The 13,349-nt window shown below is 44.6% G+C and carries 8 protein-coding genes and 1 tRNA gene; 3 read left to right on the top strand and 6 right to left on the bottom strand.

Translation table 11 applies throughout. The annotated features are described in order from the left end of the window. Window positions 1-14: 14 nt before the first annotated feature. The 3 genes from CLV93_RS07835 to CLV93_RS07825 form a co-directional block, all read right to left on the bottom strand. Window positions 15-896 (bottom strand): DUF3078 domain-containing protein, encoded by an 882-nt coding sequence (locus CLV93_RS07835; RefSeq protein ID WP_106541854.1) that lies wholly within the window; start codon window positions 894-896, stop codon window positions 15-17. A gap of 26 nt (window positions 897-922) precedes the next feature. Next, complete coding sequence (locus CLV93_RS07830; RefSeq protein WP_106541629.1) at window positions 923-1,741, bottom strand: mechanosensitive ion channel family protein; 819 nt, start codon at window positions 1,739-1,741, stop codon at window positions 923-925. A gap of 476 nt (window positions 1,742-2,217) precedes the next feature. Continuing rightward, window positions 2,218-2,940, bottom strand: coding sequence for an energy transducer TonB (locus CLV93_RS07825; protein ID WP_106541628.1), 723 nt, complete (start codon window positions 2,938-2,940; stop codon window positions 2,218-2,220). 559 nt (window positions 2,941-3,499) lie between these two features. On the opposite strand from CLV93_RS07825, the gene clpB reads away from it, so the two are divergent. Next, window positions 3,500-6,088: an ATP-dependent chaperone ClpB gene (gene clpB / locus CLV93_RS07820; RefSeq protein ID WP_106541627.1), complete on the top strand. Its 2,589-nt coding sequence runs from the start codon at window positions 3,500-3,502 to the stop codon at window positions 6,086-6,088. Between the two features lie 48 nt (window positions 6,089-6,136). Here clpB and CLV93_RS07815 read toward each other — a convergent pair whose 3' ends face one another. From CLV93_RS07815 to CLV93_RS07805, 3 genes are all read right to left on the bottom strand, one after another. Further along, window positions 6,137-9,502 (bottom strand): hypothetical protein, encoded by a 3,366-nt coding sequence (locus CLV93_RS07815; RefSeq protein WP_106541626.1) that lies wholly within the window; start codon window positions 9,500-9,502, stop codon window positions 6,137-6,139. A gap of 274 nt (window positions 9,503-9,776) precedes the next feature. Then, window positions 9,777-9,867 (bottom strand) — tRNA-Ser (locus tag CLV93_RS07810). A 105-nt stretch (window positions 9,868-9,972) separates the two neighbouring features. Beyond that, window positions 9,973-10,452, bottom strand: a complete 480-nt coding sequence (locus CLV93_RS07805; RefSeq protein ID WP_146141983.1) for a hypothetical protein — start codon at window positions 10,450-10,452, stop codon at window positions 9,973-9,975. Between the two features lie 164 nt (window positions 10,453-10,616). Between CLV93_RS07805 and CLV93_RS07800 the strand changes: the two genes are divergently transcribed. Beyond that, on the top strand, window positions 10,617-12,260 hold the full coding sequence (locus CLV93_RS07800) for a dipeptidyl-peptidase 3 family protein (protein ID WP_106541624.1): 1,644 nt from the start codon (window positions 10,617-10,619) through the stop codon (window positions 12,258-12,260). Window positions 12,261-12,515: 255 nt separating this feature from the next. Next, on the top strand, window positions 12,516-12,995 hold the full coding sequence (locus tag CLV93_RS07795) for a hypothetical protein (protein ID WP_106541623.1): 480 nt from the start codon (window positions 12,516-12,518) through the stop codon (window positions 12,993-12,995). Window positions 12,996-13,349: the final 354 nt, after the last annotated feature.

Raw genomic sequence — 13,349 nt, 5'->3', positions numbered from 1 at the left:
AACAATTAAAGCATTTAAAAATTGTAAGTGAGTCCGACACCGAGGAGTTGTTTTAACTGCACCCTGGGCCCGTGTTCCACACCGCTGGAATCGACATATTTGATGTTGTCGTCATATTTTAATGTGGTACCGAAGTTGGCCGTCAGATATTTATTAACCTGCATGTTGAATCGGACATCCCAGTTAACATCGATGTTTTGTGGTTTGTCTAAATAGTTGGAAAAGAGATCGAGTTTTGTTTCCAGATCTACATTTTTCAACAAATCTTCCTGGGTGTATGCAAGCTTGACATAAGCACCGAATTCAGCGCGGAACTTATCGCCCGGACTTACGCCGAATGCTCCAACAGTGGATAGTGAGTCATCAGCAAGAAAGGTAAACTTGGTACTGATCGGTGACAAAAACGCCGAAAAATTATCGCTGGGCTTGTAGTCGAAACCGAGCGCGAAATTCATGTAGCCCGGAGCCATAAAGTTGGAAATGTATGTAGCCTTGTTCGGGTAATTATACCCCTTGGCCAGCTGCGTTCTGAAATCGTACAGGGCCGACAAGTACCATTTACCGTTGATTTTATAGCCATACTTCGACGAGAAGCTCAGTTTATCGACACTCTTGCGTAGGCTCTCACTGGCGTTCTTGACTAAACCATATTGTACGTCAAAGGAGTTATCCCAGATGTGTTTATTTTTCTTCTTATTGGCATTGATGTTAAAAAGAAAAGTCCCGGAAACAGATCCGTCACCACCTTCGGCCCAGTTGGTAAGCGAAACCTGGGAAAAGTTGAGTGAACTATTTCCGTTAATGGTCCAGTATTTAGTGGTATCAGCCGGCGTTTGAGCCTGAAGAGCCAATGTTCCTGTTGAAATAATGATGAGGAAAGATAATTTTTTCAGCATGTTGTCAAATTTCGTTTGGTTATCCATTATTTTTCATTGAAAAGGTGTACATCCCTTTGTGGAAATGGGATAGAGATACCTTCTGCATCGAATGATTTTTTTACTTTTTCGGTATAGTCAAAATATAAGCCCCAGTAATTGGCTGCTTCGACCCATGGTCTGACGACAAAATTCACCGAGCTGTCACCCAATTCCTGTACGGCAACAAAAGGAGCCGGATCTTTGAGTACCCGCTCGTCTTCTTCCAGTAACCTTTTCAGTATATCACGGGCTTTGTCTATGTCGTCGGAATAGCCAATACCAAACTTCATATCGACACGACGTGTGGGCATAGCTGAGTAGTTGGTCATGCTTCCGGTTGCCAGTCCTCCGTTGGGAATGATAACCTGTTTATTATCGGGTGTATTCAGAATTGTGTTGAATATCTGAATTTCTTTAACGGTTCCCATGTGTCCCTGGGCCTCAATAAAATCGCCTACTTTAAATGGTTTAAATATGAGGATGATAACGCTTCCGGCGAAGTTTTGCAGCGTTCCCGACAAGGCCATGCCGACAGCCAAACCAGCGGCACCCAAAATAGCAATAAACGAGGTCATCTGAATTCCAAGCATACTGGCAATGGTAATCACCAACAGGATTTTCAGAGTGATATCGAGAAGGCTAATCAGGAACGAAGAAAGGGAAGGCTCTATTTCTCTTTTCCCCAGTGTTTTTCTTACCAGTTTATCAATCCGTTTAATAATCCACAGACCGATAATCAAAATAACAACAGCATAAACGAGTTTCAGGCCCCAGGTTTGAATCAGGCCCCATGCTGCATAGGAGTAATCATTCAGGTTTTCCATTTTTTTGTCTTTTAGTCATGTTAATCGAGTTTGAACCGGACGATATCATATCGCTATATTCTAATAGAGTAAATCTAAATTAAAGTGTTAAAGCAATTTATACAACAATTTTTTGCTTTAAGGCTTATTTGCCGGAGTGTCAGAATTTCTTAAAAGCGAACTCCTGAAGTAAACCGAATTGTATAAGTGGTTTATTATCAATCAATAAGTGTTTTTTAGCAACGATGATTATCTGCTCTCAGGTTGTCACTCTTTATTTTCTTTAAGAAAAGGTTGATTATCATTGAGGCATAACGAAGTGCCCGATAGAAAGTTCAATTCTTCGTAAAGGAGAAAATGATTACAGCAGCAATCGGGATAGGAAAAGTTGATTGATATATAGGGGGAAGTAAAAATGGGGGGTAAACTTGATGCAAAAAAAGGAACCGGGAAGAGAACCGGTTCCTTTTTGAGCTAACGTGATGTTAGCTTTGTTTTCATTCTTTCACTGTTTTCAGCATATCGGCGTAACCCGACATTTCACAATAGTTGTCAAGCAGCTCGTCGGATTCGAAGCCTCCTAAAGCTTTAATACGGTTCCAGTCACGGCAGGCACCTTCTTTGTCACCGACTTCATAGCGGCTCATGCCTCGTGCCAGCAACAGACATTTTTCGTTAGGCAATAACACGATTCCACGATTGAAATGGCGGATGGCACGCTTGGGATTTTGTTTTAACAAGAGCTGTTTGTTCCCCTTGATAAAGTAATTCGTAGCCTGGGATTTCAAATCAGATGACTCTGCCAGTTTAAAGGTAACAGCAAATTCTTTGTCCATAGCGACAGCTTCCCGGTTATTACATCCCGGTTTCCATAGACCACTGGTTGTTCTTAGAACACGAATAACTTCTTCGTCCATAGCGGAAGAAACACTATTGATAACAACAAAGTTGCTCAATGTTCCATCGGGTTGAACGGTAAACTGAATGACTTCTTTTCCTTCCCGAAAATCCTGGGCATCGGTTGTCGGATATTCCAATCGTTTAATTACGTAGTCATTGAGTGATTGCAGTTCAACGTTAGCTTCGTTTATCAAAAGAGCGGCGCCTTTGAATCCGGCAAATTCCGGTGGAGAAACTCTTACTTCTTCAATGTTTTCCTGACTGAATGCAACTACTGAAAGAAGTAATCCTGCGAATAGTAAGAAGAGTTTTGTTTTCATGGCTTCTTGTTTTTAAATTAGACATAATACTGTTTGATGCGTAAATATTTCGTTCACTGTATAAACCAGTGATATGGACTAAACTTCTGTTAACAGTATTAATGCTTAACAATCCTCTTCGATTCCGCCTAACAAAGTACAACGACGGTGCCACGTTTTGTAAATGTCAGAATGATAGATGTTTGGTGATTTTTGTAGGGACGAATGACCACGGGCTAGTGTCCGCATATGAAAGCTTCTGTGAACGATTGCGAACAAACGTTTACACTATGGTAAATAGTTTGGGGTAATTATTGGTTGAAAATAATTGGATATTGGATTAGTAGTGAATTGACTGACATATTTTCATCATTTTTAAAGATTTGCATGTCAAAAATTCCTGATAAACAGATGGTTGAAGACATTTTGTCTGTTGTTGTCTTTTGGCAATAAGTTTGATATTCGTGAGGAGAAAAATGGGAGAGACCTGAAGTGGTCCCGGTCGGTTTCTTTCTATTGGATAAATGCTACAACGGGGCAAGTTGGATTTGGGCAACAATAAAAAATTAAAAATACAGACATGAACTTTAACAATTTTACCATTAAAGCGCAGGAGGTTGTGCAGCATGCCATTCAGGTGGCGCAGGGAAACAACCAACAGGTAATCGACACCGGGCACCTGTTCAAAGGTTTGTTTAGCAAAGCTGAAAATGTCACCGGTTTTCTTTTGAAGAAACTGGGAGTCAATAGTTCTACTTTGCAACAAGCACTCGATCAGATTGTCGCTGGTTACCCGAAAGTGTCGGGCGGCGAGCCCTATTTGTCGCCGGCAGCGAATACGGTTATTCAAAAAGCGACCGGTTATTCGCAAAATATGGGCGATCAGTTTGTTTCGGTAGAACACTTGCTGCTTGGTTTGCTCGATGCCGGTGATTCTGTGAGCAAGATGATGAAAGACAGCGGTATCAACAAGAAGGAACTGGAAGCTGCTATCGCGGACTTGCGCAAAGGGTCGAAGGTGGACAGTCAGACAGCCGAGGATACATTCAATTCGCTGAACCGTTTTGCGATCAACCTGAATGAGCGTGCCCGTTCCGGTAAGCTTGATCCGGTGATTGGCCGGGATGAAGAGATTCGCCGGATTTTGCAGATTCTTTCGCGCCGTACCAAAAACAACCCGATTTTGATTGGTGAACCGGGTACAGGAAAAACGGCAATTGCTGAAGGTTTGGCTCATCGTATCGTTCGTGGGGATGTACCCGAAAACCTGAAGACCAAGCAAATTTTCTCGCTCGATATGGGCGCTTTGGTGGCTGGAGCTAAGTATAAAGGTGAGTTCGAGGAACGTTTGAAAGCTGTGGTAAATGAGGTCGTGAAAGCGAATGGAGAGATCATTCTTTTCATAGATGAGATTCATACGCTGGTTGGTGCCGGTAAAGGCGAAGGTGCGATGGATGCTGCCAATATCTTGAAACCGGCGTTGGCCCGTGGCGATTTGCGTGCGGTTGGTGCAACAACTTTAAATGAGTACCAGAAATACTTCGAGAAAGATAAAGCGTTGGAGCGTCGTTTCCAGATTGTGATGGTGAATGAGCCGGATACTTTGAGTGCGATTTCCATCCTTCGTGGATTGAAGGAGCGCTACGAAAGTCACCACAAGGTTCGTATCAAGGACGATGCGATTATCTCGGCCGTTGAGCTGTCGCAGCGTTACATCACCGAACGTTTCCTGCCGGATAAAGCCATTGACCTGATGGATGAAGCCGCAGCTAAACTGCGGATGGAGATGGATTCTCTTCCGGAAGAGCTGGATGAAATCGAGAGGAAGCTGAAGCAGTTGGAAATTGAGCGGGCGGCCATTCGTCGGGAAAACGATACCCGAAAGCTGGCCAACCTCGATGAGGAAATTGCCAACTTAAAAGCAGAGCAGACGAAGTATCGTGCTTCCTGGCAAGCCGAGAAAGATGTCATTGATGCTATTCAGCGCAACAAGTCTGAAATTGAGGAAATGAAACTGGAAGCTGAACAGGCCGAACGGCAAGGCGATTACGGTCGTGTTGCCGAAATCCGTTACGGTAAAGTCAAAGGTGCCGAAGAAGAAATTCAGCGTTTGCAGACGGAATTGACCAAGCTTCAGGGCGAATCTTCCATGATTAAAGAGGAAGTGGGAGCAGAGGACATTGCTGAAGTCGTTGCCCGGTGGACCGGAATACCGGTTTCCCGGATGATGCAAAGTGAACGCGAAAAACTGCTGCAGCTGGAAGATGAGTTGCACAAGCGGGTTGTTGGTCAGGATGAGGCAATTGCAGCCGTGTCGGATGCAGTTCGCCGGTCGCGTGCCGGCTTGCAGGATGAAAAGCGGCCCATTGGTTCGTTTATTTTCCTGGGAACCACAGGTGTTGGAAAAACCGAATTGGCGAAAGCGCTGGCTGAATATCTTTTCGATGATGAGAATATGATGACTCGAATCGATATGTCGGAATATCAGGAGAAATTCTCGGTAACACGTTTGATTGGTTCGCCTCCGGGCTACGTTGGTTACGACGAAGGTGGCCAGTTGACCGAAGCGGTTCGGCGGAAGCCTTATTCGGTGGTGTTGTTCGACGAGATCGAAAAAGCACATCCCGATGTTTTCAACGTGTTGCTCCAGGTACTCGATGATGGCCGGTTGACGGACAACAAAGGACGTCTGGTCAATTTCAAGAACACCATCATCATTATGACCTCGAATATCGGGTCACACATTATTCAGGAGCGGTTTGAGAATCTGAAAGATGAAAACCGTGAAGAGGTGTTGGAGGAGACTCGTTACGAGATGTTGAATCTCTTGCGGAAGAGCATTCGTCCGGAATTCCTGAACCGTATTGATGAAACGATTGTGTTTACGCCGTTGAATCATGAAGAGATCAAGGAGATTGTGCGTCTGCAGTTCAACCTGATTATGGAGCGATTGAAGAAAAGCAATCACGAAATCTCCATCAGCGACGCGGCAGTGGAATGGGTGGCTGCTTCGGGCTTCGACCCGCAGTTTGGTGCCCGCCCGATCAAACGGACGTTGCAGCGGTTCGTTCTGAATGACCTGTCGAAACAGTTGCTGGCAGGGAGCATTTCAGAAGACAAACCCATCCTGGTGGATGTGGAAAATGATACCCTGGTATTCAGAAACTAAATAAATTAAATCCCCCGGTTGAGAGACGCCGGGGGATTTTTTTGGTTTTTACCGCAAACTGACTTTTTGAACGACAGCTTGTTCGTCGTCAGTCCAACGAACAAGATAGATTCCGGTCCCGGGTTGCACCCGGGCGTGATTGGTGTGGTTGATTGAGTATTCAGTTATTTTTTGCCCAATAAAATTGAACACTTCGAGCTTTCCTTTCAGAATCTGTGATGCCGTGACATGAAGGATTTCGCCGGAGCTGTAGATACGAACCTTCTCGTTGGTGAACTCATCGAAGCCGGTGCCGTTTTTCAGGTGCAGGATTAAGCTGTTGTTTTCTCCTGCCGAAGCATCGTATCGCAATGTATCACTACTTCTCAAATCGAGTGTTTCTCCGGTGATTGTATTTTCCAGTGACATGGTGATTCCATCGCTGAATGACCCGGAAACCGTGCCGGTAATGCTCAGTTCACTATCATCGGAAATGTATAGTCCTAACGGGAAGCTTGCCGGATAGGTACGTGCCTGGTTGATGGCCAGTTTCTCACCCTCCTGACTGAACCAAAGTTGTGGTACTCCGATATCGTAATAAACCAGCTTTCGCGAGTCTTCATTAAAATCCAGTTCATCGTTGTTTGTTTGATCGAATCGAACTAAAGCGAAATCATGTCCATTAGGACCGGTCACTTTCAGCCGGACAATATAATCTTCGGGTACTCCCTGTTTCAGAAAATACTGGTCGGTTGGAACGCAATCGTCCAGATTCACTGAATAGTTACCGGCATTGGTTGCTTCCACAAAAAATCCCTGCATGGGAGGAATCATATCCGTAAACTCGGGATTGGTGACGGTTCCGTCGGAAGCGATTGTCAGGTATGTTTTGGCATTCGGGTCGAACATATAAGCCGTTCCGGTTGTATTGGCCTGATTCGAAGTCGACCAATCGATGGCTCCCAGTCCGGGATTGCCAACAAAGTTGAAGTTATTGCCGGCATCTTCAAAACTCAGGAGAACGGACTGAGTTCCGGAAATAGGACTGCCATTGAAAACGAGCTCGAGTTCTTCGCGAGTACTGTAAAAGCCGTAACCAGTCATGGGGGACAGCGGCAGTGTTTGGTCCGACACATAATTCCAGGCACTTTCATCAGCCGCTTGAGAGTTGTCGTAAGTTATCAGGTAGACCATGCCGTAGACCGGTTCGAACATAGCAGCTATGTTATCCTCTACCGGCGGAGTTAGGAAGAGCCACTTTTCTGCGGTCAACGCTCGCTTGGCGTATAGAATGCAGCTTTCCGGAAGATATTGCTGACCACTCAGTGAAGCATCCGATTCGAGTACCAGTGTTTTGGGAGTCACTCCTGCGGTAAGCACTGGATAATGGTCAACGCCGGCGGGAATGATGCCTTTCATCGTTTCATCCGGAACTCCGTTGTTCCAATTGGCTGCATTGTTCCAATCATTGTCCTGTGTTCCTAACCAAGTTGTTTCCAGGTTGGGAGATGCCGTTAATATTTGCCCGGCGTTCACCGCACCAAATGACGATTCTGCAGGATCCTGCCAGGTGAAGTCTTCATAGTAAGAGCCTGAGCCAGTCAGTTGAATAGAAAAATTTGGTGGGGTTGTAGTGGTCTCTTGGGGAGCAATTTCGATTGATGTAATTCCTGTAGCATCACCTTCGGTGGCTATAAATGAATCTTCATAGCTGATAAACTGCACAATCCTATGTTGATATGAGATTGCTAGTCCATCTGGCCCCTTCTGCAATGTTCCGCAATCAATAAGAATGATAGAGAAAGCACCTTGAACCGAAACCGATGCATTATCTGCAAAATTAAATTCATCGATTATGGTACCTCCTGCTCCGTTGTAGTGAATAAGAATAAAATCTTCGAGGGAATAATTGTCGGCATTCTCTAAGACAATTTCAACCTGAGCATGGTCATCGCCATCGTCACTATAATGAAACTCATTAATCCAGGCATTAGGTAGGTCATCCAATGGTGTGATGAGTGTTATTTCCGGAACGGTTCCATCCGTTTTTACATTGGTGGTTTCATCACTTCCCCGATAGGGAATGATCTGCGTATACCATCGCGTTTCACTTCCCGGAATATAGACTTCAGCCGCGGTCGTATCCTTATCGATGACAATCAAAGCCTCACCGTCGCTGAAGTCGATGTCTTCTATCGGAGTCTCTCCGTCTACCGGCGTTTGAACTGTTGTTTGCGTGAAGAGCAGCAGATAGCCTTCGGCTGCTTCCTCTCCATTGTTTTCATCCCACGATAGATGAAAAGTATTACCGTTTTGTCCCGCGAGTCGGAAGTTACTTACATGGTTAGCCGGTTCTGTTTCCAGGGCAGTTCCACTAAGTGCGACCAAAACAGTTTCCGGTAGCTCGGTTGTTTCGTGCGTGATGTCTCCACTGGTAGCCCCGGGAGTGTCCGGAGCAAAGCGGACATAGATGGTTGTGGATAATTCGCCGTCTGTTCCGGCGAGTGAAAGTGGAGATGCATTTCCCTGCCAGTTGGTTTCATCGGTGGAAACTTCGAATCCGGTAGGAGGCGTAACAACGAGGTTGTCCCTCAAATATTGAGCTGTTACGGTATAAGATGATGTCGCAGAATTCTCACCTGAAACCACGTCACCAAAATCCGGAAGACTTTCGACTGAAACCGTTACTTCAGGTGCAGGTTGGTCCAACGTAGTCACTTCCCCACTGGAGATTTCACTTTCCATCACCGCGTCATCGTCCATCAAACGTATAGCCTTCAGTTGATAATAGTAGGTTGTTGAGAATTGAACGGACGTTGCTTCGTATGAAGTGACATTTCCGATGTCTCCATCCACAATCGGATTTGAATAATCTTCTTCTGTGCTAATGATCAGGTAGTAGGATGTAGCCTGGTAACTGGGTTGCCATTCCAGGGTAAACCGGTTGTAATCGATAGCACTGGCCTGTAAATCTGCCGGGGCAACGGGTGTCCCGGCCGTAATTTCAAATGAGGCTTCAGTACTAACCACTTCTTGTTGCGAATTGTCAGCTGCTTTGATTTGGTAATAGTAAGTGCCATCTTCCAGAACAGGCAAATCAGCCTTCCAGGTAGTACCCGACGAATAACTCAATGCAAATGATTTCGTCAAATCACCGGATGTTGTTCCATAAAGTACGAGGGCAGAAATAACTTCGCCATCATCGGAGATGGAAGCAGAAATGGTATTATTTCCGGTAACTTCGGTATCCGTCATCGGAGAAGGAGAGAACGTCACGCTTCCAAATTCGGGGATTGGGTCGTTATCAAAAAGTGCATTCTCCGTATCATTACTATCCGGATCAGGCGGCGTTGGCGGACCGGTTTGTGCGAATGATTTGTTTGAGAAGATAGTAATTAATAGGATCAGGAAAAGAGGTGTAAAGATATTTTTCATGATATAAAAGGTTTTGGTTTTTAGGTTAATAATGTTTTGTTGTCTTGGTCAGAACGTTTGTCGGCTTTCTCTTTTCCTATATATAAGTTACATTAAAATTGGTTTTTAGCAAGCTTTTGCTGAACTGTTTTATAACAATAGGATAGGGTAATTGGTATGATTTGTGAATTATTATAGGAAATAGAAATTGCAGTAACGATAGATGTTTCGGCGAAATTAATTATCCGTTTAGGAGCATAAAAAAAGCGTAATCATTTTTTTGATTACGCTTGGGTGGCGGAGAGAGAGGGATTCGAACCCTCGGAACCCTTTAGGGGTTCACACGCTTTCCAGGCGTGCCAGTTCAGCCACTCCTGCACCTCTCCGTATGGTTTGAAGCACGCCGCATAGCGAGGCTTCGGGGCACAAAAGTAGGAGATTTTTTTTATTCCCAAAACATTTTTCCTGAAAGAAAGCCCGGTCCCGATAGTTTACTGATTGGCATGGGAAGACTGTTCTTTCCGAATGACCACTTTATCCTCTTTGATATATTTCCGGTCGCCCGCATCGTCAGCAAGTCTTACGGCCACGTCGACCTGTGTTCCGACTTTCCAATCCGGGCCGTTCAGAGCGGTGAGCTCCATAAAACCACCCGGCACGTCGGTTAACTGCTTATCGAATTTGCCTTCATATCCATCAAAACTCATGTCGCTGGGGCGGATGGCATATATTTCGGCGTGGAGTCCTTTGGGCAGTGGTTTGCCTCCCGAAGCAATTATCTGCGCAATAATTTTGATTCCCTCACTGGTTGAATCCGAGTCAGTTTCCAGAATGACTTCCGAATGAATATGAAGTTCTGTATCATCCAGAAGAATGACACTGGAGGCTTCGCAAGGGCAGGGGAGCCGGGTGGAAGCGCAGGAGCTCATCAGGAACAAAACAGCGATATAAAAAAGTAGATTGAACTTCATATCCGTCGATTTGGGGCAAAGTAATAAAATCCCACTGATTAACATGGTGGAATGTCAAGGGTTTTTTATTTTACTTTTCATAGCTTTGGTACGCCTGAATGAAATGAGAAAAGTGTTTGAATGATTGAATAACAGAAATTTATATGACCAAAAAACTAATAAGTATGAAACTAATCTCTTTGTTTTCACTGATGATTGTATTATTAATGGCGGGAGGATGCAAGAATTCCTCCAAAAGCGAGTCTGAGCAGGAGGATGTTGTCGCGCAAAAAGTAAAAGAGTTTGCGAAGGTTAAACTGACTACCGATATGAGCCAGCTCGACGAGAACCAGAAGAAAATGTTGTCGTTGATGTTTGATGCGGCGGATATCATGGATGGCATTTTCTGGCAGGAAGCCTACGGCGACAAAGAAGCTTTGTTGACCAGTCTGAAAACACAGGCTGAGAGAGATTTCGCCATGATTAACTATGGCCCGTGGGAACGTCTGAATAATAATAAGCCGTTTGTCGAAGGAGTAGGTCCCAAACCCAAAGGAGCCAACTTTTATCCTAAGGACATGACGGAACAGGAGTTTAACGACTGGAAGGATTCGACAAAAACCAGTCAGTACACCATGATTCGTCGGGATAAAGATGGTAAGCTGATATCAATTCCTTACCATGAATATTTTAAAGCCCAAATTGAGAAAGCTGCTTCGTTGATTCGTCAAGCTGCCGAATTCGCTGAAGACCCGGGACTGAAAAAATACCTGGAACTGCGTGCCGATGCGTTGCTGACGGATGACTATTACGACAGCGATATGGCGTGGCTCGATATGAAGAACAACTCCATCGATTTTGTAGTGGGACCTATCGAGAATTATGAAGATCAGCTTTTCGGATACAAAACGTCGCACGAAGCGTTTATCCTGGTAAAAGACAAAGTATGGAGTCGGCGGTTGGCTAAATTTGCCGCTCTTTTGCCAGATTTGCAGCGGGCATTGCCTTGTCCTCCCGAGTACAAAGCAGAGATGCCGGGATCCGATTCCGACTTGAATGCTTACGACGTGTTATATTACGCAGGCGATTGCAATGCCGGTTCCAAAACCATTGCTATCAACCTGCCGAATGACGAGCGGGTTCGTGCCGCCAAAGGCAGCCGGAAACTGCAGTTGAAAAATGCCATGCGTGCCAAGTTTGACAAGATTCTGGTACCGATTTCCGATCTGTTGATTGCTCCCGACCAGCGTTCACACATCAAGTTCGACGCTTTCTTCGAAAATACCATGTTCCACGAAGTAGCTCACGGATTGGGGCTTGGAAAAACCATCGACGGAAAACAAACAGTTCGGGAAGCATTGAAAGATACCTATACTTCTATTGAAGAAGGCAAAGCTGACATCCTTGGACTGTGGGTAATCACCAAATTGCACGACATGGGCGAGTTGTCCGGTGAAGACCTAATGGACAATTATGTGACGTTTATGGCTGGAATTTTCCGTTCTGTGCGTTTTGGAGCAGCCAGTGCACATGGCAAAGCCAACATGATTCGTTTCTATTATTTTGAGCAGCAAGGTGCTTTTACCCGTGATACTGAAACCGGAACGTACCGCGTCGATTTTGAGAAGATGAAGAAGGCAATGACTGCATTATCGGATGATTTGCTGAAGATTCAGGGCGACGGTGATTATAACGCTGCTGCCAAATTGATAAAAGAAAACGGTTACATCCGTCCGGAACTACAAAGCGATTTGGATCGGATTTCAGCAGCCGGTATTCCCAAAGACATTGTGTTTGAGCAGGGAAAAGCTGTTCTGGGACTGAAGTAAGCCCGACTTTTGAAGAAATAGGAGCCTGCTCATGCCGATTGAGCGGGCTTTTTATGTGAAGATAGATTAGCTTAACATATATTTTTGTTTTGTTCGTATCCGTTCAATTCTCTTTCCGAAAACGAACAGAAATGATTTCCTCAGGTATGGCTTGGTTCTTGCTATTGGTGTAGGTTATCAGGTTGTTGAGTTCTTTGGCATGTGGATTGATAACTGAATGGTATAACTGTAACAGGAAATAAAAATTGTTAAGCCATGAAAAAATTATCTATCGCAACAACTTTGCTTTTTATTGTGAGTATTCTGTTTGTAGGACCGCTTTCTGCGAAGACCATCCAGGGGCAGTCGAATAGTACTTTGGGAACTTACCAAATAAAACAAATCGCTCCGGTTAAAGCAGGCGGTGAGGAACTGCAAGCCTATCAGTTATCTTACGAAAATTCAGAGAATCCGATTACCATTTTGGTTGATAAGACCTCGAAATGCCGTAACTACATTGTTCGCTCCAAAAATCTTGAAGTGAGGTATGTCTGCAATAAACGCGGTTTTGGCGCTAAGTTGGTGAATGCTAAATTCCAACGTTTTGACCCGACGGTTAACGGATATTATCTGAATGAAAAGGCACTGGAAGGTCAGGGAAAACTTTCGACAAACCAGTTGAGCGAAGAAGAAGCGCTTGGTTTGATTGCAGCCTATTTCCCGGCTTTAGCTAAAGATGTAAAATTTCTGATGTAAGATATTTAACGCACAAGTTGCCCAAACTTGTTTTTTGTCCACGCTGTAGTTTCTTCATAACTACGCACGTTAACTCCTAACTGCCGGGCCGCCACCCGGCAGTTTTTTTATGTCCTCGGACGCCGTTTCCGGCATCAAAGCTGGTTTTAGACGATGTAGATATGATCTCAATTGTCCTCCATATTGAAGATTCTCTTCATCAACTTCCATTTTCATTTGGCTCTTTTCTTACGGTTTGTAACCGATGGCCTATAAAATGTTACCCTCTTTTTCATCAACCTGGAGTTAAAATCTTAAAAAATACAGTAACATAATTCTGCTATTCAACATATTTATTAGGAGCGATTGTCGGGA

Source organism: Prolixibacter denitrificans (genome assembly GCF_003014495.1).
GTDB classification, from domain to species: domain Bacteria; phylum Bacteroidota; class Bacteroidia; order Bacteroidales; family Prolixibacteraceae; genus Prolixibacter; species Prolixibacter denitrificans.
This window is presented reverse-complemented; position numbering and strand designations above follow the sequence as displayed.